At 68.2% G+C, this 18,954-nt stretch carries 18 protein-coding genes; 10 read left to right on the top strand and 8 right to left on the bottom strand.

Features of this window, described 5'->3' with window-relative positions; genetic code table 11:
- Positions 1–2: 2 nt before the first annotated feature.
- The 4 genes from hpaD to LTA6_RS00985 are packed head-to-tail and all read right to left on the bottom strand — an operon-like array spanning position 3 to position 4,810.
- Entirely contained in the window at positions 3–1,163 is a 1,161-nt protein-coding gene (gene hpaD, locus LTA6_RS01000) for a 3,4-dihydroxyphenylacetate 2,3-dioxygenase (RefSeq protein ID WP_341975576.1), read from the bottom strand.
- 10 nt (positions 1,164–1,173) lie between these two features.
- Positions 1,174–2,670: a 5-carboxymethyl-2-hydroxymuconate semialdehyde dehydrogenase gene (gene hpaE, locus LTA6_RS00995; RefSeq protein WP_341975575.1), complete on the bottom strand. Its 1,497-nt coding sequence runs from the start codon at positions 2,668–2,670 to the stop codon at positions 1,174–1,176.
- A complete protein-coding gene (locus tag LTA6_RS00990; RefSeq protein ID WP_341975574.1) occupies positions 2,667–3,353 on the bottom strand; it encodes a GntR family transcriptional regulator in 687 nt (228 codons plus the stop codon). Before LTA6_RS00990 ends, hpaE begins: the two co-directional genes overlap by 4 nt.
- On the bottom strand, positions 3,350–4,810 hold the full coding sequence (locus tag LTA6_RS00985; protein WP_341975573.1) for a fumarylacetoacetate hydrolase family protein: 1,461 nt from the start codon (positions 4,808–4,810) through the stop codon (positions 3,350–3,352). Before LTA6_RS00985 ends, LTA6_RS00990 begins: the two co-directional genes overlap by 4 nt.
- A 140-nt stretch (positions 4,811–4,950) precedes the next feature.
- Here LTA6_RS00985 and LTA6_RS00980 point away from each other — a divergent pair, with 140 nt between their 5' ends.
- Positions 4,951–6,330, top strand: coding sequence for an MFS transporter (locus LTA6_RS00980; protein ID WP_341975572.1), 1,380 nt, complete (start codon positions 4,951–4,953; stop codon positions 6,328–6,330).
- Positions 6,331–6,385: 55 nt separating this feature from the next.
- On the opposite strand, the gene LTA6_RS00975 is transcribed toward LTA6_RS00980, so the two are convergent.
- On the bottom strand, positions 6,386–7,090 hold the full coding sequence (locus LTA6_RS00975; protein ID WP_341975571.1) for a helix-turn-helix domain-containing protein: 705 nt from the start codon (positions 7,088–7,090) through the stop codon (positions 6,386–6,388).
- Between the two features lie 132 nt (positions 7,091–7,222).
- Here LTA6_RS00975 and LTA6_RS00970 point away from each other — a divergent pair, with 132 nt between their 5' ends.
- The 7 genes from LTA6_RS00970 (at position 7,223) to LTA6_RS00940 (ending at position 15,105) form a co-directional block, all read left to right on the top strand.
- Positions 7,223–9,082 (top strand): FAD-dependent monooxygenase, encoded by a 1,860-nt coding sequence (locus LTA6_RS00970; protein WP_341975570.1) that lies wholly within the window; start codon positions 7,223–7,225, stop codon positions 9,080–9,082.
- Between the two features lie 77 nt (positions 9,083–9,159).
- The gene (locus LTA6_RS00965; protein ID WP_341975569.1) at positions 9,160–10,137 is read left to right on the top strand and encodes an ABC transporter ATP-binding protein; all 978 of its coding nucleotides are present in this window, start codon (positions 9,160–9,162) and stop codon (positions 10,135–10,137) included.
- A gap of 3 nt (positions 10,138–10,140) precedes the next feature.
- A complete protein-coding gene (locus LTA6_RS00960) occupies positions 10,141–10,896 on the top strand; it encodes an ABC transporter permease (RefSeq protein WP_341975568.1) in 756 nt (251 codons plus the stop codon).
- Between the two features lie 9 nt (positions 10,897–10,905).
- Positions 10,906–12,099, top strand: coding sequence for a sensor histidine kinase (locus tag LTA6_RS00955; RefSeq protein WP_341975567.1), 1,194 nt, complete (start codon positions 10,906–10,908; stop codon positions 12,097–12,099).
- Between the two features lie 68 nt (positions 12,100–12,167).
- Positions 12,168–12,725, top strand: coding sequence for a DNA-binding response regulator (locus LTA6_RS00950; protein WP_407359236.1), 558 nt, complete (start codon positions 12,168–12,170; stop codon positions 12,723–12,725).
- Between the two features lie 100 nt (positions 12,726–12,825).
- Positions 12,826–13,209 carry a VOC family protein gene (locus LTA6_RS00945; RefSeq protein WP_341975565.1) on the top strand — a complete coding sequence of 128 codons (384 nt, stop codon included), beginning with the start codon at positions 12,826–12,828 and terminating at the stop codon, positions 13,207–13,209.
- Between the two features lie 135 nt (positions 13,210–13,344).
- The gene (locus tag LTA6_RS00940) at positions 13,345–15,105 is read left to right on the top strand and encodes a Na+/H+ antiporter (RefSeq protein WP_341975564.1); all 1,761 of its coding nucleotides are present in this window, start codon (positions 13,345–13,347) and stop codon (positions 15,103–15,105) included.
- A gap of 42 nt (positions 15,106–15,147) precedes the next feature.
- Here the strand turns inward: LTA6_RS00940 and LTA6_RS00935 are convergent, their stop codons facing one another.
- Both LTA6_RS00935 and LTA6_RS00930 read right to left on the bottom strand, forming a co-directional pair.
- Positions 15,148–15,585, bottom strand: coding sequence for an NUDIX domain-containing protein (locus LTA6_RS00935; RefSeq protein WP_341975563.1), 438 nt, complete (start codon positions 15,583–15,585; stop codon positions 15,148–15,150).
- Entirely contained in the window at positions 15,585–16,226 is a 642-nt protein-coding gene (locus tag LTA6_RS00930) for a TetR/AcrR family transcriptional regulator (protein WP_341975562.1), read from the bottom strand. The genes LTA6_RS00935 and LTA6_RS00930 overlap by 1 nt, the downstream gene beginning before the upstream one ends.
- A gap of 70 nt (positions 16,227–16,296) precedes the next feature.
- Between LTA6_RS00930 and LTA6_RS00925 the strand changes: the two genes are divergently transcribed.
- Both LTA6_RS00925 and LTA6_RS00920 read left to right on the top strand, forming a co-directional pair.
- The gene (locus tag LTA6_RS00925; RefSeq protein WP_341975561.1) at positions 16,297–16,683 is read left to right on the top strand and encodes a DUF1761 domain-containing protein; all 387 of its coding nucleotides are present in this window, start codon (positions 16,297–16,299) and stop codon (positions 16,681–16,683) included.
- 49 nt (positions 16,684–16,732) lie between these two features.
- On the top strand, positions 16,733–17,026 hold the full coding sequence (locus LTA6_RS00920) for a DUF1905 domain-containing protein (protein WP_341975560.1): 294 nt from the start codon (positions 16,733–16,735) through the stop codon (positions 17,024–17,026).
- Positions 17,027–17,051: 25 nt separating this feature from the next.
- Here LTA6_RS00920 and LTA6_RS00915 read toward each other — a convergent pair whose 3' ends face one another.
- On the bottom strand, positions 17,052–18,773 hold the full coding sequence (locus LTA6_RS00915; RefSeq protein WP_341975559.1) for a thiamine pyrophosphate-binding protein: 1,722 nt from the start codon (positions 18,771–18,773) through the stop codon (positions 17,052–17,054).
- Between the last annotated feature and the right edge of the window lie 181 nt (positions 18,774–18,954).

Raw genomic sequence — 18,954 nt, 5'->3', positions numbered from 1 at the left:
CGTCACAGCTGGTGGCCCAGCTTGTACTCGCCCTGCTTGTACTCGGGCATGGAGTCCTCGCCCTCGCGGGTGTACGAGAATCCGTCGGCGCCGATGGTCACCGCCATCTCGCTCGAGTCCGTACGCGCGACGACCGGCTGCGGGTTGCCGTCGAGGTCGAGCACGAGCGACGCCTCGGTGTACCACGAGGGCACGACAGGGTTGCCCCACCAGTCACGGCGCTGGTTGTCGTGCACGTCCCAGGTGATGACCGGGTTGTCGGGGTCGCCGGTGTAGTAGTCCTGCGTGTAGACCTCGACGCGGTGGCCGTCGGGGTCGCGCAGGTAGAGGTAGAACGCGTTGCTCACGCCGTGGCGACCAGGGCCGCGCTCGATCGCGTCGGAGCGGCGGAGCGCGCCGAGCTTGTCGCAGATCGCGAGGATGTTGTGCTTCTCGTGCGTGGCGAAGCACACGTGGTGCATCCGCGGGCCGTCGCCGCCGGTCATCGCGGTGTCGTGCACAGTGGGCTTCCGGCGCATCCAGGCGGCGTAGACGGTGCCCTCGTCATCCTGAATGTCCTCCGTGACGCGGAAGCCGAGGTCCTGCATGAACTTCACCGCACGAGGGACGTCGGGCGTGACCTGGTTGAAGTGGTCGAGGCGCACCAGCTCGCCGGGGATGTGCAGGTCGTAGCGCCACGACATCCGCTCGACGTGATCGGTGGCGTGGAAGAACTCGTACGGGAAACCGAGCGGGTCGATCACGCGCACCGAGTCGCCGATGCCCTTCACGAAGCCGTTCTCGTTGCGGCGCACCTCGCAGCCGAGCTCGGAGTAGAACTCGACGGCGCGGTCGAGGTCCTCTGGCGTCCGCACACGATAGGAGAACGCGGCGACGGCGGCGATCGGGCCCTTGCGGAGGATGAGGTTGTGGTGGATGAACTCCTCGGTGGAGCGCAGATAGATCGCCTCGTCATCCTCCTCGGTCACGTACAGGCCGAGGACGTCGACGTAGAACACGCGGGATGCAGCGAGGTCGGTGACGACGAGCTCCATGTAGGCGCAGCGCAGGATGTCCGGCGGGGTGCTCGTCGGCGTCGGAGTGGGGTCGTCCGGGTGGATCGGCGCCTCCTGGCTCACGTAGAACCCGGAGGAGGTCAGCGTCATGTCGTCGCGGTTGGTCATGTCAGCGTCCTCAGTTCTTGCCGAAGGTCGGGTTGTGGGCGCCGCCGAGCGTGATGTGCACGCTCTGCTGGTCGGTGTAGAAGTCGATCGAGCGATAGCCGCCCTCGTGGCCGAGGCCGGATGCCTTCACACCGCCGAACGGGGTGCGCAGGTCGCGCACGTTGTTGCTGTTCAACCACACCATGCCGGCCTCGACGGCTCCGGCGAAGTTGTGCGCCCGCTTGAGGTCGTTCGTCCAGATGTACGCCGCGAGGCCGTACCGGGTGTTGTTCGCGAGCGCGAGCGCCTCCTCGTCGGAGTCGAACGGCGTGATCGCGACGACCGGGCCGAAGATCTCCTCCTGGAAGATCCGGGCATCGGGGGAGACGTCGGCGAACACGGTCGGCTGCACGAAGTTGCCCTCCGGGAAATCCGCGGGGCGTCCGCCGCCGGCCACGAGGCGTCCTTCGGTCTTTCCGATCTCGACGTAGCTCATCACCTTCTCGTAGTGCTCCGGGTGCACCAGAGCGCCGACCTCGGTGGCCGGGTCGTTCGGGTAGCCGACCTTCACGCGCTTCGCCTGGGCGGCGTAGCGCTCGACGAAGTCGTCGTAGATCGAGCGCTCGACGAGGATGCGGGCACCCGCCGTGCAGCGCTCGCCGTTCAGCGAGAAGACGCCGAAGATCGTCGCATCCACTGCGGCTTCGATGTCGGCATCCGCGAAGACGACGGCCGGCGACTTGCCGCCGAGCTCCATCGACAGCCCCTTGAGGAAGGGAGCGGCGTTGCCGAAGATGATCTGCCCGGTGCGGCTCTCGCCCGTGAACGAGATGAGCGGCACGTCCGGGTGCTTCACGAGCGCGTCTCCGGCGTCCTCACCGAGGCCGTTGACGAGGTTGAAGACACCCTGGGGGAGCCCTGCCTCCTCGAAGATGCCGGCCCACAGGGATGCCGAAAGCGGCGTGAACTCCGCAGGCTTGAGCACGACGGTGTTGCCGGTCGCGAGCGCCGGACCCAGCTTCCACGACTCGAGCATGAACGGCGTGTTCCACGGCGTGATGAGTCCGGCGACGCCGATCGGCTTGCGGTTGACGTAGTTCATCTGCTTGCCGGGAACCTTGAACGCATCGTCGGCCTGGGCGACGATCAGGTCGGCGAAGAAGCGGAAGTTCTCGGCGGCGCGACGAGCCTGGCCGAGGGCCTGCGTGATCGGCAGACCGGAGTCGTAGGACTCGAGCTCGGCCAGGCGCGCATCGCGCGATTCGACGATGTCGGCGATGCGGTGCAGTACCCGCGAACGCTCGCGCGGCAGCATCCGAGGCCAGGGGCCTTCGTCGAAGGCGCGCTTCGCCGCGGCGACGGCGAGGTCGATGTCGGCCTTCTTGCCGGCTGCAGCCGTCGTGTACGTCAGGTTGGTGACCGGGTCGAGCACATCGAAGGTGTCTCCGTCGATCGAGTCGACGAAGGCTCCGTCGATGTAGTGCTGGATGTGGTCGGGCAGGTCGGCAGGGATGCGTGAAGCGGTCATGAGTCTCCTCCGGTGGAATGACGGGAACGGGAGTGCAGCGCGTCGAGGAACGCGTCCTTGGTGCGCCAGCGGTGGTTCCGGGCGGCGAGTTCGATCTCGAGCGGGTCGGCGCGGGATCGGATGAGGTCGAGGATCTGCGTGTGCTCTTCGACCGAATGCGTGGCACGGCCCGGAACCGAGGCGAACGTGGAATCGCGGATGCCGGAGAGCCGCGACCATCCGCGGTGCACCAGATCCAGAAGATGCGGGTTCGGGCACGGCTCGAAGAGCAGGGCATGGAACTGCCTGTTCAGCTCGGTGAACAGATGGGCGTCGAAGTGCTCGAGCAGTCGAGCCATCCGATCGTTGACGGCCTGGGCGGCGTCGAGCGCCGCGTCGTCCAGGAACGGCGCGGAGAGCGCCGTGGCCACTCCTTCGACGACACCGAGCGTCTCCATGGTGTGCGCGTACTCGGTCTCGTCGACGAGGGTGACCCGCGCGCCGACGTTCCGCTCGAACGTCACGAGCCCCTCGGCCTCCAGCCGTCGGATGGCCTCCCGTACGGGTACGACGCTCATTCCCAGCTCTTCGGCGATCGGACCGAGCACCAGGCGATAGCCGGGGCCGAACGTGTGCGCGGAGATGTGGGAGCGGATCCAGGCGTATGCCTGCTCGGACTTGCTGAGTGTGTCGACAGCGGTCATCGCGAGCCCGTCTCCGATTCGTAGCGCGCGCGCCACTCGGCGTTCATCGGGAAGAGGCCGTCGACCGGGTGGCCCGCCGCTACCTGCTCGGCGATCCAGGCATCCTCGACCTCCTGCGCGAGCGTGTCATCGACGACCTGCTCGGCCAGATGCGGCGGGATGACGATCACGCCGTCGCCGTCACCCACGATGATGTCGCCGGGCTGCACGCTCGCGCCGCCGCAGGCGATGGTGACGTCGACGTCCCAGGGGACGTGCTTGCGTCCGAGGACCGACGGATGCGCGCCGCGGGAGAACACCGGCAGTCCGATGTCGGCGACGGCGTCGAAGTCGCGCACGCCCCCATCGGTGACGACACCGGCGGCACCCCGGGCGAGGGCGCGCAGAGCGAGGATGTCGCCGAGCGTTCCGGTGCTGTCATCACCGCGGGCCTCGATCACGATGATCTCGCCCTCCTTCACGGCGTCGAAGGCGCGCTTCTGCGCGTTGTAGCCGCCGCCGTGGGTCTTGAACAGGTCTTCACGGAACGGGACGAAGCGGAGTGTCTTCGCGGTGCCGACGATCTTGCTGCCGGCGATGTTCGCCGCGACGCCGTCGATGAAGCAGGAGTGATGGCCGCGCTTGCGCAGCTGGGCGGAAAGGCCAGCCGTCGGTGCCTCCATCAGCTTCGCCCGGAGTTCGGGCGAGAGCGCCGATTCGTCGGAAACAGGGGCAAGTCCCGCCTCTTCCCGAGAACCCCAGGCCTCTGTACGCTGCAGGTCGTCGACGGCGGGGAGTGAGCCGAGTTCGGCGTCGAAGGCGACATCGCCCTGTGTGACGGTGGTGATCAGGCGACCCGAAGACGGCGCGCCCGGTGCGTCTGGAGCATCGACTTCGATCTCCACGGTGTCGCCGGGGACGATCACGGACGACCCGGCGGGGGTACCGGTGAGGATCACGTCGCCAGGCTCGAGCGTGAAGTGCTGGGAGAGATCCGCGACCAGCTGTGCGAGCGGGAAGATCATGCCGGCGCTGGAGTCGTCCTGGCGGAGGTCGCCGTTCACCCATGTGCGCACGCGCAGCGCTTCCGGATCGACCGTGCGGGCGTCGATGAGGTCGGGGCCGAGCGGCGTGTAGCCGTCACCGCCCTTGGAGCGCACGTTCGATCCCTTGTCGTTCGCGCGGAGGTCGTAGAGGCCGAGATCGTTCGAGGCGGTCACCCAGCCGACGTGCGCCCAGGCATCCGCGAGCGAGACCCGCCGTGCCGGGGTGCCGATGATGAGCGCGATCTCACCCTCGAACGCGAGCAGCTCGGTGCCGGCCGGGCGCTCGACCGTGCCGCCGGAGACACCGACGGAGCTGGCCGGCTTGAAGAAGTAGGAGGGAGCTGCCGGGCGACGGCCGCGCTGGTCGGCGCGGGAGGCGTAACTCAGATGGATCGCGATGATCTTGCCGGGGCGGGTGCTGGGATCCGTCACGGGGCGCCTCCTCGCGCTTGTGTGCAACGCCTTGTGCGTCGTATTCGAAATCATATATCATCGGGTTACCCCTCGGCAAGCACTGAAGACAGCGTGAGTGCGAGCCGTGACAATGCCGTCACAACCAAAGGAGACACCCCATGAGCGGGCAGTCACACGATGGGTTCACTCCCACCGGCACCATCGCGACCGCGGCCGACCGTCGTCGCGTCGTCTTCGCCACCGTCGTCGGCACCACTGTCGAGTGGTACGACTTCTTCATCTATGCCACCGCCGTCGGGCTGGTGTTCGGCCAGCTCTTCTTCGCCCCGCTGGGGCAGAACAGCGCCCTGATCGCATTCGCCACCGTCGGTGTCAGCTTCCTCTTCCGTCCGCTCGGCGCATTCCTCGCCGGCCACTACGGCGACAAGCTCGGACGCAAGACCGTGCTGATGTGGACGCTGATCCTGATGGGTGCGGCGACCGCCCTGATCGGCGTGCTGCCCACCTATGAGGCCATCGGGCTGACGGCCCCCATCCTCCTGGTGCTCCTGCGCATCCTGCAGGGCATCTCTGCCGGCGGCGAGTGGGGCGGCGCCGTCCTGATGGCCGTCGAGCACGCGCCGAAATCGAAGCGCGGTGTGTTCGGCGCTTCGCCGCAGATCGGCGTGCCGCTCGGCCTGCTGCTCGCCTCGGGCGTGATGGCGCTGATGACGGTCATCGCTCCGGGAGACCAGTTCCTCGCGTGGGGCTGGCGTATTCCGTTCCTGCTCAGCGTGGTCCTGATCCTGGTCGGCTACTACGTGCGCCGCAAGGTCGAGGAGAGCCCCGTGTTCACCGAACTCGCAGAACGCAAGGAGAAGGCGCGGATGCCGATCGTGCAGCTGTTCGCGAAGCATGCCCTCCTCGTCGTCATCGCCGCGCTCGTGTTCGCCGGCAACAATGCGGTCGGGTACATGACGACCGGCGGCTACATCCAGGGGTACGCCACGAACCCCGAGGGTTCGATCGGGCTCGAGAGAGGGCCGGTGCTCTGGGCGGTCGCCGGTTCCGCCGTCACCTGGCTGCTCTCGACGCTCTTCGCCGGGTGGATCTCCGATCGGATCGGACGCCGCACGACCTACATCATCGGCTGGATCCTGCAGCTCGGCGGGGTGTTCGCGCTGTTCCCGCTGGTGAACACCGGCGAGATCCTGCCGCTGTTCGCGGGCCTTGCGATCCTCACCGTCGGACTGGGGTTCACGTACGGGCCGCAGGCGGCGCTGTACACGGAGCTGTTCCCGGCATCCATCCGCTTCTCCGGGGTCTCGATCTCGTACGCGATCGGCGCCATCGCCGGCGGCGCCTTCGCTCCCACGATCGCCACGGCCATCGTCTCGGCGACCGGCTCGACGGACGCGGTGACCTGGTACCTCGCCGGGATGACCGTGCTGGGGCTCGTGGCGACGCTGCTGCTGCGCGATCGCTCCGGCATCCCGCTCGGTCCCGACCACGAGGAGGAGCAGGCGGTCAGCCCGATCTACGGGATGTCGCGGGCCTGAGCCCTTCCGGTCGTTGAGCGAGGGAGCTCGCTCAACGACCGGAGTCTGTGACGGCTCAGCCGTCGAGCGCCTCGCGGATGACGGATGCGGAGTGCTGCAGCCGTGCGGCGATCTCTGCGTCGTCGAGGGTCGTGGCGACGTGGACGACGGCGATCGCGGCCGCTCGATGCCCGCGGAGCACCAGCGGCACGGCGACGGACTGCACCGTGGGGATCACTTCGTCGTGGCTGGTGGCGTAGCCGCGTCGGATCGTCGCTTCGACCTCCGCACGCAGCTGCGCGGTGACATCCGTTCCCCACTCCGATGCGGGGATCTGCGCGAGGATCGCCTTGCCGGGGGCGCCGACGGTGACCGGATGCCGGGCGCCGGGGCGTTGCGCGACGCTCGCGACGGCGTGCCGCGGCTCGACGCTCGCGAGTGTGATGCACTCGTCGCCGTCGAGCACCGCGAGGAAGCATGTCATGCCGAGGTCGTTGGCGACCGCCGTGAGCTCGGGCAGCGCCTCGGCCTGGAGGTCGTGCGCGACACCGGCGGCGAGCGCCGCCATCCGTGCCCCCAGGCTGACGGCACCGGCCGCATCGCGGCTCACGAGTCGATGATCTTCGAGGGTGCGCAGCAGGCGGTACGCGATCGAACGATGCACCCCGAGGCGCGCCGCGATCTCGTCGATGGCAAGAGGGCCGCGGGCGTCGGCGAGGATCTCGAGGATCCGGATGCCGCGACTGAGCGTCTGCGATGCGGGTGATCCAGTCTCTGCCATGACCTGTGCTCTCTTGCGCTCTGAGGTGCGCGCGCATACGATGTGTTCAATAGTAGAACGGTGTGTTCGAATATAGAACAATCGATTCTGAGAAGCAAGACCTGACAAAGCAGTCGGAAGGAATCGACGACGATGCAGTTCCACCACCACGGCTACGTCTCGGGAGACCCGCGAGTACAGGACGCCTCGGGCATCGGCAGCGATCGCCCGGCCGACATCCCCGACGAGATCGACGTGCTCATCGTCGGTTCCGGCCCAGCCGGCATGCTCCTCGCGGCGCAGATGTCGCAGTACCCGGACATCTCGACCCGGATCGTCGAGCGCCGCGAGGGGCGACTCGTTCTCGGCCAGGCCGACGGCATCCAGCCCCGCAGCGTCGAGACGTTCCAGGCGTTCGGGTTCGCGGAGCGGATCGTCGCCGAGGCCTACAACATCGGCTGGATGAACTTCTGGGGCCCGGATCCGGCGAATCGGCAGAACATCATCCGTACGTCGCGGACCGAGGACTACGCGCTCAAGATCAGCGAGTTCCCGCACCTGATCGTGAACCAGGCGCGCGTCCTGGACTACTTCGCCGAAGCCGCGGCCCACGGACCAGGGCGGATCGTCCCGGACTACGGCGTGGAGTTCGTCGGGCTCACCGTTCACGAGCAGGGGGAGTACCCCGTCGAGGTGCGTCTGCGGTACTCGACCGGCGAGGAGCGGACCGTGCGGGCGAAGTACGTCGCCGGCTGCGACGGCGCCCGCAGCGGCGTGCGCGACGCGATCGGCCGCACGCACGTCGGCGCGTTCTCGGCGCACGCCTGGGGCGTCATGGACGTGGTCGTCAACACCGACTTCCCGGACTGGCGCACCAAGTGCGCGATCAACTCCGAGGCGGGCAACATCCTGCACATCCCGCGCGAGGGCGGCTACCTCAGCCGGATGTACATCGACCTCGGCGAGGTCGCCGACGACGACAACCATCAGGTGCGGCAGACGCCGATCGAGGAGATCATCCGCAAGGCCAATGCGATCCTGCATCCGTACACCCTGGATGTGAAGCAGGTCGCCTGGCACAGCGTCTACGAGGTCGGCCATCGGGTCACCGACGGGTTCGACGACGTGATCGACGGCTCCGGTCGCACGCCCCGTGTCTTCCTCACCGGCGATGCCTGCCACACGCACAGCGCCAAGGCCGGGCAAGGCATGAACGTCTCGATGCAGGACGGCTTCAACCTGGGCTGGAAGCTGGGGTCGGTGCTCACCGGGCGCAGTCCGGAGTCGCTGCTGTCGACGTATTCCGCCGAGCGCATGCCGGTGGCGCAGCAGCTCATCGACTTCGACAAGGAGTGGTCGGCGCTGATGGCGCGCAAGCCGGAGGAGATCTCCGACCCGCAGGACCTGGCGACCCACTACCTCGCCACGGCCGAGTTCCCTTCCGGGTTCATGACGCAGTACGGCGCGTCGGCGATCGTCGCGGATGCGGCGCATCAGGCGCTCGCCGCAGGATTCCCGCTCGGCAAGCGCTTCAAGTCGGTCGAGGTCACCCGCGTGTGCGACGGCAACGCCGTACACCTCGGCCACCATGCGAAGGCGGACGGCCGCTGGCGGATCTACGCATTCGCCGACACCGACGCTTCGTCCTTGGCATCCTGGGCGACCGGGGCCGCGCCCGTGCTGGCGCGTTTCACGCCGGCCGGTGCCGACGTCGACGCCGTCTTCGACGTCAAGGCCGTCTACCAGCAGCGCTATGACGAGTTCGAGATCACCTCGGCGCCGGAACTGTTCCTGCCGCAGACCGGACCGCTCGGTCTGACCGACTGGGAGAAGGTCTATGCAGCCGGTCCCACGGTGTGGACGAGCGCGGACATCTTCGCCGAGCGTGAGTTGTCACGCGACGGTGTCGTGGTCGTGGTGCGTCCGGATCAGTACGTTGCCGCCGTGCTGCCGCTCGACGGTGTGGGCGAGCTCGCGGAGTTCCTCGGGGGAGCGCTGCTGCCGGCAGGGTGAATCCCATGACACGTGTCATGCCGAGAAGGTGACAACGACCTCCGGCGCCGTGGTCTGCGTGCGACCACGCTGGAGGTATGAACACCACACCAGCGCACGGCTCGGCGACGCAGGTCGCCGAGCGGCCGGCCACGGATCCGTCGACAGGCAGCCCCATCGTCATCGAGCTCACGGGGGTCCGCCGTCATTTCGGAAGCGGCGACCGGCGCGTCCAGGCGGTCGACGGCGTCGACCTGACCGTGCGTCGTGGCGAGGTCGTCGCCCTGCTCGGACCGAACGGCGCCGGTAAGACGACCACGCTCGACATGCTCCTCGGCCTCACCGCGCCGAGCGAGGGCACGGTTCGCGTGCTCGGCTCGACACCCGAGCGCGCGACTGCGGGCGGATCGATCGCCGCCGTCCTGCAGACCGGTGGCCTGCTGTCGGATCTGACGGTGCAGGAGACGGTTCGACTCATCGCTTCTCTCTACGGCGCCGCGGCCCTGGCGAGGGGCGCCACGGTCATGGCACGGGCCGATCTCGTGCATCTCGCTCGGCGCCGCGTGTCGAAGTGCTCAGGAGGCGAGCAGCAGCGTGTGAAGTTCGCGCTCGCGATGGTCTCCGATCCCGACATCCTCGTGCTCGACGAGCCGACGGCGGGCATGGATGTCACGGCGCGACGCCACTTCTGGGACGTGATGCGAGCGGATGCGGATGCCGGCCGCACGATCATCTTCGCGACCCACTACCTCGAAGAGGCGGAGCAGTTCGCCCGTCGCACGGTGGTGATGCATCGTGGCTCGATCGTGGCCGATGCTCCGACCGCGCGGCTGCGCGTCGGTCTGGGCGAGCGCACGATCTCGGCAACGGTCGCGGTCGGCGGCTCGGCGGATCTCGTCGCCTCGCTGCGGGCGACGTCCGGAGTCGTCGACGTCCGGCTGGATGCGGATCGACTCAGCCTGCGGGCATCCGACTCCGACGCCATCGCCCGCACGCTGCTCGCCGCCGGCGCGCACGATCTGGAGATCGCCGCTCCGACACTCGAAACCGCCTTCACGGCACTCACGGAGGACTGACCCATGTTGATCTCATCGACGATGCTGCGTATCGAGGGCGTCAGACAGCTGCGCAACCCCTACACCCTCGCCTTCACCCTCGGCATGCCCGTGGCGATGTACCTGCTGTTCGGCGCCGGCATGGGATACGGCACTCTCTCGGCCGGCAACGGGAACGTCTCTTTCTACGTGATGACCTCGATGGCGGCGTACGGAACGGCGGTCGCCATGAGTTCGCTGACCTCGCTCGCGGCGACAGAGGCGAAGCAGGGCTGGGGACGCCAGCTGGCGATGACACCGCTGACGACCGTCGGGTATGCGGTCACGAAGCTGCTCACGGCCGTCAGCTTCGCGGTGCTGGCACTCGTGGCGGTGTTCACCGCGGGAGCGCTGACAGGGGCACACGTCGACGACATGTGGCGATGGGCGGCGACGGCCGGGATCATCCTCGGCCTCGGCCTGATCTATGGTCTGTTCGGGCTCGGTGTCGGGCTGTTCTTCACCTCCGATTCCGCTGCAGCCCTCGCGTCCATCTCGATGACGTTCTTCGCCTTCTTCGGGAACGTGTTCATGCCTCTCGACGGAGTCATGCTCGACATCGCCCGGTTCACCCCGCTGTACGGCTTCGTCGCGCTGAGCCGGTGGCCGCTCACCGAGGGCACGCTCACCACCGGGCAGAGCGACCCGATCTGGATGCTGATCCTGAACGTCGTCGTCTGGCTCGCCGTGTTCGCGGCGCTGGTGGCGGCAGGCATGAAGCGCGCACGGACTCGCCAGTAGGTTGGAACGATGATGCGACCACCCCCGCGTGATGGAGCGGCATCCGCCGGTCCATCACGAGCGGCCGCGCAGTTCGCCGCCGCAGGCGCTCCACCGGCAGCCTGGTCCGCCATCGGAGCGCGTTCGCCGGCCTCCAAAGATCCCTGGGCGCGGTTCGGGTGGCTGATGGCGGTGATCTGGCTGGTCTTCCTGATCTACCCGGTGCTGGCGCTGCTGCGATCGACGGCCCCGGTCGGGTGGATCATCGTCGGCTGGGTGATGCTCGTGGCCTTCATCGTCCTGTACGTCGTCGGCTTCATGCACGGGATGCGCGGGGGCGGCGGCCTCGGAAAGGCGCCGTCCGCGCGGCAGTGGATCACTTTCGCGGCGCTGATCGTATGCGCACTGCTCTCGGTGCCCGCGGAGGGCGGCTCCGCTCTGAGCTTCCTGCCGTTCATCATGTCGTTCGCCTCCTACGGTCTGACGCGCACCTGGCACTGGATCACCACCGTCGGAGCTGTCGCCGTCACAGCGTTGTGCGTCTTCCTCATTCCAGGAGGCATCGACTACCTCTCGCTGCTCGCGATCGTCGGCCTGCTCGGCGTGGTGAACACCGTGTCGACCTGGCTCATCGTCCGATCGGTCCAGGCCGAACGTCTCGGGCTGGAGCTGGCGACGAGCGAGGGGCGGGAGGCGGTCGCCCGCGATGTGCACGACCTGGTCGGGCATTCGCTGACCGTGGTCGGGCTGAAGGCCCAGCTGGTGCGGCGCCTCATGGAGTCCGATCCGGAGCGGGCGAAGGCGGAACTCGCCGACATCGAGGCGCTCACCGCCGAGGCGCTCGCCGGGGTGCGGGCGTCTGTGGCCGGGGCGCGCGGCGCCACGCTCGTCGAACAGCTGGCTGCCAGTCGGGACGCCCTGGAGTCCGCAGGGATCGACGTGCAGGTCGAGGGAGCGCCCGGAGCGCTGTCGCCCGTGCAGTCGCTGACGGCGAGCTGGATTCTGCGAGAAGCGACGACGAACGCGCTCCGACACTCCCGATCCCGAACCGTGACGGTGCTCATCGCTCCCGGTTCGCTGGCCGTGGAGGACGACGGCGTCGGGTCGAGGGCGCCGGAGGGAAACGGCATCCGGGGGATGCGGGAGCGTGCAGCGGCGGCGGGCGCGGTTCTGCGATGGAGCTCCGCCGAGAATTCCGGAACGCGAGTGGAAGTGACGTGGTGACCGATTCGGAGGAGACGCGCGGTATCCGCTTGGTGATCGCGGATGACCAGGCGCTCGTGCGCGGTGCGATGGCCGCTCTCCTGGAGCTCGAGGGAGACCTCGAGGTGTGCGGCACGGCAGCGGACGGCGCGGAAGCGGTGCGGCTCGTGGGCGAGCTCGGGCCCGATGTGTGCCTGATGGACATTCAGATGCCCGGCATGGACGGCGTCGAGGCGACGCGACGCATTCGGCAGGCGAACCCGGGCACGCGCGTGCTGATCGTCACGACCTTTGCGCGGCCCGGCTACCTGCGGTCGGCGCTGGATGCGGGAGCCAGCGGGTTCATCGTCAAGGACACCCCTGCGGAGGAGCTGGCCGAGGCGGTGCGCCGTGTGCACGCCGGATTGCGGGTGCTGGATCCTGCACTTGCGGCGGAGAGCCTCTTCGAGGGCGCGAATCCGCTCAGCGACCGGGAGCAGCAGATCCTGCGGCTGGCGGCGGACGGGCGGTCCGCAGCGATGATCGCCGCCGAGGTGTTCCTGTCGGCGGGGACGGTGCGCAACCACCTCTCGGCGACGATCGGCAAGACGGGGGCCGAGAACCGGGCGCAGGCGGTACGGATCGCGTTGGACAAGGGGTGGATCTGAGGGTCGTCGATCGCGCCGCACGCACCCCTGGCGCAGTGTCGGTGCGGCGTCGTAGTTTGGACGCGGACGGGCGACCGCGCCCGCCAGGAGGGTGTGTGCTGTGGACTGGAAGATCGAGCTCATCTTCGTGCCGGTGTCGGATATCGACCGGGCGAAGGACTTCTACATGAAGATCGGCTTCAATGCCGATCATGATCAGACGCCGATGGAGGGGCTGCGGTTCGTGCAGATGACGCCGCCCGGATCCGCGTGCTCCATCGCGTTCGGGACAGGTCTGGGGGAGAGCCGTCTCGAACCGGGAATGCAGAACACGATCCAGGTCGTGGTCCCGGATGCCGATGAGGCGCTCGCGCACCTGCGCGGTCTCGATGTGGAAGCGGAGGGGGTCGACGAGCAGGCCTGGGGTCGCTTCGTCACCTTCGACGATCCGGATGGGAACACCTGGACGCTGCAGGAGCTGCCGGACTACGGCGCGCAGAGCTGAGGCGCCGCCCGGCTGAGGGGAGGTCTGTCAGAACCTTCCGCAGATCACCCGACGGGAATACGTTGTCACCAGCGGACGCTTTGCTCTGAGCACGTGTGCGTCGTCGTCAGCGCGCGGCAGATGATGGGTGGTTGTATGGAAGGTCTCGAGATCACGGTCCTCCTCGGGCTCACGATCCTGGTGGGGACCATGCTGGCGCCGCGGTTGCGCTTGGCTCTTCCCCTGGTGCTGGTCGTGTTCGGTCTGCTGCTGGGCTTCGTGCCCGAGCTCCGTGACATCCAGCTGCCACCGGAGACCGTGCTGCTGCTCTTCCTGCCCGTGATGCTGTTCTGGGAGAGCCTGACGACGTCGTTGCGCTCGATTCGCCGGGACTTCCGCTACATCCTTCCGATGAGCACGCTGCTCGTCGTCGCGTCGGCCTTCGCCGTGGCGGGAGTGGCGGCGTTCTTCGGCCTGCCGTGGGAGATCGCGCTCATCCTCGGTGCCGCTGTTGCGCCTCCCGACGCGACCGCCGTCGCGGCCCTCGGCCGGCTGCTTCCCCGACGCGGGTTCATGAAGCTGAAGGCCGAGAGCCTCACCAACGACGGCACGGCCCTCGTGCTGTACGCCATCGCGGTCTCGCTCGCCGTCGGCGGCCAGATCACGCCGGTCACGGTCACGATGTCCGTAATCGTGTCCTACCTCGGCGGAATCGCCGCGGGAGCGATCGTCGCGGCAGCCGCCTGGCTGCTCCTGCGGCGGGTGCGCTCGACGATGTCGATCAACGTCACCCTGCTGCTCGTGCCCTTCTCCGCGTTCCTGCTCGCCGAGATGGTGCACGCCTCGGGAGTGCTCGCCGTCGTCGTCGCGGGCCTCGTCGTCGCCTTCGTCCGGCCGCAGATCACCACAGCGGCCTCCCGCCGCCAGGCCGAGGCGGTCTGGCCGTTCGGGGTCTTCCTGCTCAACGGGGCGCTCTTCGTGCTCATCGGTCTCGAGGTCCAGTGGGTCATCCATCAGACATCCGCGCAGACGGTCGGATGGCTCGTGCTGACGACGGTGGCCGTCTGGGTCACGCTGCTCGTGGTGCGCTTCCTCTTCCAGCTGCTCTCCGTGCCGTTCCAGCGGATCGCGGGCGGCGCGACCCACCCTCGAGGCCTGCGCACCCGTGCGCAGATCGTCAGCACGGTCGCGGGGATGCGCGGTGCGGTGTCGCTCGCGATCGCGTTGTCCGTGCCGTTGGTGACAGACGACGGTTCGGCGCTCGCCGGACGCGATGAAGTCGTCTTCGTCACCGCCGGCGTAATACTGCTCAGTCTGCTCGTGCAGGGGCCGATGCTCCCGGCCGTCGTGCGCTGGGCGGGGTTCCCGGTCGACCACGGCGAGGACGAGGAGTACGAACTCGCGGAACGCGCGATCTCCGGTGCGGCCATCGCGGCTCTTGATCGACTTGCTTCCGAGCAGGAGGTCGGCTCGGAGATGCGGGACCGGATCCGCCGAGAGGGTTACGAGATGCTCGAGTTGGCCAATGCGCGCGCGATGGCCAGGGAACGCGCGCTGATCGATGCCGAAGTGGTCGCGATGGAGGACATGCTGGATGCCCCGGACCCGCTTGCGTCGTCTTCCGATGACGCATCAGGGGACGAGCCGAGCGGCGGCGTCGGGGGAGCGGTGCGTCTGCCGGATGCCGGCACGCTTCAGATGGTCGCGACGTCGGCTGATGTCGACATGATGCAGCGGTCGCCGCTCGTGCGCCACGAGGAGTACTCCCGGCTGAAGCTCGCGATGCTCGAGCACAAACGAGAGGTTCTGCACGGCCTTCGCCGGGCGGGTACCGTCGATGACCTCATCGTGCGCCGCATCTCGGCGCGCCTCGATCTGGAGCAGGTCCGGCTGCAGGGGATCGAGGACTTCGACTGATCGGGCTGGCCGCATTCAGCCCCCCGACGATGAGATCACGCGTCAGGCGGTCATGACGCGGAGCCGGAGCAGTTCCGGAGCGCCCGCCGGGTACAGCGGCCGCGTGCCGGCGAGGATCTCCGCGATCGGCACCCATCGCACCGGGCTGCCCTCGTCGAGGACGCGCAGCTCGGCATCCAGCGGCAGCGCGGAGATCTCGGCGGATTCGACGGCGAAGATGTGCGCGATCTCGTGTCCTCGCCTGCCCTCGTACGTGAAGAGGTTCTCGCGGACGCCGAGCAGTTCGGCGGCATCCACGCGCATGTCGAGCTCCTCCAGGAACTCGCGTCGGAGCGCCTCTGCCGCGCGCTCCCCGAACTCGATGCCCCCGCCGATCGCGCGGCAGAAGGCGAGGCCGGCGGACTCGTCTCGTCCTTCCAGGACGAGTACGTGTCCGTCTTTCACCGGGAGGCCGACGCTGATGTTGCGAATGGCTGCCATCACGGCATCCCGTATCGGCCGAGGAACGTGGTGACGGCCTCTTGAGCGAGCGTCTCCAGCTCATCGGGGGTGTAGCGCGCTGCTCCGGCGGTGAGCGTGAGGCGGTTCAGTGGCGCGGCGAGTGCGAGCCACGTGAATTGTTCAGCAGCCATCTGCGAGCTCTCGATGCGCAGAAGCCGTCGTTCTGACAGGTGCTCCAGCGCATCGGCCAGAAGCGTCTGGTTGCGGTCCCAGCTGCGTCGCACGTAGTCGGTGGACACGTCGGGAAACCGTTCGGCCTCGGCGGTGATCAACGTCCGCATCCGGAGGACCGGGTCGCTCAGAACGCCGGCGTGGAGGGTGCGCGCGAGTTCCAGCAGTCCGTTTCGGATGTCGGTCGTCACCGTCAGCTTCTGCAGATGCGGGCTCATCGCGTCGCGCCCACGGTCGACCCAATCCCGCACGACGGCAGCGTAGAGCTCGTCCTTTGACGGGTACTGCCGGTAGAGGGTCTGCTTCGAGATACGCGCACGTGCAGCGACGGCGTCCATCGTCGCGCCGGCGTACTGGTGCGCGAGGAACACGTCGCGGGCGGCCGCAAGCAGGTCTGTGCCGCGGCTGCCGCCTGGTCTGCCGCGGGTCGGAGGTGCTGCACTGCTCATATCCAAAATAGTACTGGACAGTACCCGCATCCTGGCTTACAGTACTGGGTAGTACTAAAGGAGGGTCATCATGATCGTATTGGGCATCGCCGTCGCCGCTGTCGCGGCCTTCATCCTCAGCTCCGTCTACTACTTCGTCACCGCGCCGATCGAGCAGCGTGCGCTCGGTGACCGGATGGTGGATCGTGGCAAACCTGCCCCGTGGAAGATCGTCACGGAACTGCTGCGCACGGCGGTCGTCGGCGGCGCGTTCGCGTGGATCGCCGCGCAAGCGGGGATGCTGTCGCTGCCCGGTTCGGTGCTGCTGGCGCTCGTGCTCTGGGTCGCGTTTCCGCTCGTCCTGCTCACCGGATCGATCATCTGGGAACGGGTGCCGTGGCAGACCGCGGCCGTCCACGCCGGAGACTGGCTGCTCAAGCTCCTGCTCGTGGCCCTCGTCCTCGGGCTCATCCACTGACGCGAAGTCCGACGAACCCGGCATCCACCGAAACGAAGGAGAACCTGTCATGTCCACTGCCACCGGTCCTGGTCCGATCGACCGCACTTTCCGCGCAGAGCTGCTCCAGAGCGAGGCGAAGGGCGGTTGGACGTACGTCAAACTCGACGACTCCGCCGACTACTTCGGCACTCGCGGCCTCGTCAAGGTCGCCGGAACGATGGACGGGATCCCGTTCACCAGCTCATTCATGGCGCTCGGCGACGGCACCCACAAACTCCCCGTCGCCGCGAAGCTGCGTGGAATGCTCAAGAAGCACGTCGGCGACACCATCACAGTCCACCTGCAGCAGCGGCTGAACTGACAGTCGCGGCTGGGGCCCTGATTCCTCAGGAGTTCACGCGAATGATCTCCTCCTGGTACGGAGCGACGACGTCACCGGAAATGCGCAGGTCGAGCAGCAGGAAGCGGCGGGATGCGGCATCCTCCTCTGCCCAGGTCGCGAGCCGATCGAGATCCGCCAGCGTCCGCACCACGACGCCCTCGGCCCCGACGGCCGCGCCGAACGCCGCGAAGTCCACCTCCGGAATCCGCATCGGACCTTCGGCCAGCCCCTTGAGGCCGTAGAGATTGACCTCGGCGCCATAGGCGGCGTCGTTCCAGACCACGGCGATCCCGCGGCCCCCGGCCGCACGGACCGCGGATTCGAGGTCCGCGATCGCCATGAGTCCGCCGCCGTCGCCGGACGTCAGCACCACCGTCGACGTGCGGCGGGCGAGCGCGGCTCCGACGACGCTGGGCCAGCCCTGCCCGATCGACTGGAACGCGGTGCCGATCATCATCATCCGGTCGGGGGACTCGACGGGCCAGTACATGTTCGCCCAGCCGATGAAGTGTCCGCCGTCGGAGACGACGACGCGATCCTTCGGCAGCAGCTCGGCGATGCGGCGGGCGGCGGAACGCGGGTCGAGGCGTCCGTCCGGAGCAAGGTCGTCTCCCGGCGCATAGGCGCGAGCCGATGCCACATCGACGCTCTCCCGCCACGGGGTGCTGGCGATCGAAACGTCGGATGCCGCGTCCGACCCGCCGGTGCTCGAAGCGTTCTCGCCGGCGCGTTCGTCGGAGCGTCCGACTTTCCGTACGAGGTGCACGAGCCTCTCGGCGATGATCCGGGCGTCGCCGCGGACGAAGCCGCCGACGTGCGGGTGGGTGGCGGCGGGCGCGATGTCGACCTGGAAGATGCGGGTCCCCGGCGCGAACAGCTCGCCGAAGCGCATCGTGAACTGGTTCAGTGATGCGCCGAACACGACGGCCACGTCGGCCTCCCGGATGAGCGACATCGCACCGTCGGCGCCGAAGCCGCCGGTGACGCCGAGGTCGTATTCGGTGGCAGGAAAGACACCGCGGCCAAGGGCTGACGACGCGGTGAGAGCGCCGGTCGCGTCGGCCAGCGCGCCCAGCGCCTCGCGGGCTCCGGCGAGCCACGCGCCGCGACCGGCGAGCAGGAACGGGCGCTCGGCATCGCGCAGCGCAGCGGCGATCTCCTTCAGCATCCCTGCGGCGAACTCACCCTTCGGAGCGAGCGGAGCCGGGATGCGAGGCGCCGGTGCTGCCGGCACCCAGCCGGCCTCGAGCGCGGCGACGTCGTAGGGAATCGCCAGCACCACGGGCACCCGGTAGGTCAGGGCGTGCTCGATCGCGATGACGGTGGTGGCTGCGGCATCCGCGCGGCCCACGGTGTACGTGCGGGCACCGACGGCCGAGGCGAGGGCGATCTGGTCGACATCCCACGGGCGGGGCCCCGACGTCGGCTCATCTCCGACGACGAGCACGAGCGGCACGTGCGCCTGCACGGCCTCGGCCAGAGCGGTGATGGTGTTCGTGAATCCGGCGCCGTAGGTCGAGGTCGCTACGGCGATCCGCCCGGACGCACGGAAGTGCGCGTCAGCGGCGACGACGGCGCCCTGCTCGTGGCGGACGGCCGTGAACACGGCATCCGTCTGCCTCTCGATCGCGTCGAGGAAGTAGGCGTTGCCATTGCCCATCACCCCGAAGACGGCGTCTGTGTGATGGGCGAGAGTGAGCGCGACATGTGCGGAGACGGTGGGCATGCGAAAGCCTTTCGAGACGGAACGGAGAACGATGGGATCCGTATGTGTCTCGCCTTCGCATCTTCGCGAAGCGCTTCGTGCCCCTTTTTCGGACACCGGCAAACGTCGTACCGGACACCGGAATTCTACCGTGGTCGGCGTTGTCGCCGCACCGTCTTCACGCCGTAACATGTGCGAAACC

Origin of the sequence: Microbacterium sp. LTA6 (assembly GCF_045690355.1) — a bacterium.
In the GTDB taxonomy this organism is placed as follows: Bacteria; Actinomycetota; Actinomycetes; order Actinomycetales; family Microbacteriaceae; genus Microbacterium.
Note: the sequence above shows the minus strand (reverse complement) of the source record. Positions and strands in the feature narration are given on the sequence as shown.

Bases quoted from the DNA above. Each gene is read 5' to 3' on its own strand.
- LTA6_RS00940 (WP_341975564.1), top strand. From the start codon at position 13,345: ATGGAAGGTCTCGAGATCACGGTCCTCCTCGGGCTCACGATCCTGGTG.
- LTA6_RS00980 (WP_341975572.1), top strand. From the start codon at position 4,951: ATGAGCGGGCAGTCACACGATGGGTTCACTCCCACCGGCACCATCGCG.
- hpaD (WP_341975576.1), bottom strand. From the start codon at position 1,163: ATGACCAACCGCGACGACATGACGCTGACCTCCTCCGGGTTCTACGTG.
- LTA6_RS00965 (WP_341975569.1), top strand. From the start codon at position 9,160: ATGAACACCACACCAGCGCACGGCTCGGCGACGCAGGTCGCCGAGCGG.
- hpaE (WP_341975575.1), bottom strand. From the start codon at position 2,670: ATGACCGCTTCACGCATCCCTGCCGACCTGCCCGACCACATCCAGCAC.
- LTA6_RS00955 (WP_341975567.1), top strand. From the start codon at position 10,906: ATGATGCGACCACCCCCGCGTGATGGAGCGGCATCCGCCGGTCCATCA.
- LTA6_RS00915 (WP_341975559.1), bottom strand. From the start codon at position 18,773: ATGCCCACCGTCTCCGCACATGTCGCGCTCACTCTCGCCCATCACACA.
- LTA6_RS00925 (WP_341975561.1), top strand. From the start codon at position 16,297: ATGATCGTATTGGGCATCGCCGTCGCCGCTGTCGCGGCCTTCATCCTC.
- LTA6_RS00960 (WP_341975568.1), top strand. From the start codon at position 10,141: ATGTTGATCTCATCGACGATGCTGCGTATCGAGGGCGTCAGACAGCTG.
- LTA6_RS00935 (WP_341975563.1), bottom strand. From the start codon at position 15,585: ATGGCAGCCATTCGCAACATCAGCGTCGGCCTCCCGGTGAAAGACGGA.
- LTA6_RS00930 (WP_341975562.1), bottom strand. From the start codon at position 16,226: ATGAGCAGTGCAGCACCTCCGACCCGCGGCAGACCAGGCGGCAGCCGC.
- LTA6_RS00970 (WP_341975570.1), top strand. From the start codon at position 7,223: ATGCAGTTCCACCACCACGGCTACGTCTCGGGAGACCCGCGAGTACAG.
- LTA6_RS00975 (WP_341975571.1), bottom strand. From the start codon at position 7,090: ATGGCAGAGACTGGATCACCCGCATCGCAGACGCTCAGTCGCGGCATC.
- LTA6_RS00950 (WP_407359236.1), top strand. From the start codon at position 12,168: ATGGCCGCTCTCCTGGAGCTCGAGGGAGACCTCGAGGTGTGCGGCACG.
- LTA6_RS00920 (WP_341975560.1), top strand. From the start codon at position 16,733: ATGTCCACTGCCACCGGTCCTGGTCCGATCGACCGCACTTTCCGCGCA.
- LTA6_RS00990 (WP_341975574.1), bottom strand. From the start codon at position 3,353: ATGACCGCTGTCGACACACTCAGCAAGTCCGAGCAGGCATACGCCTGG.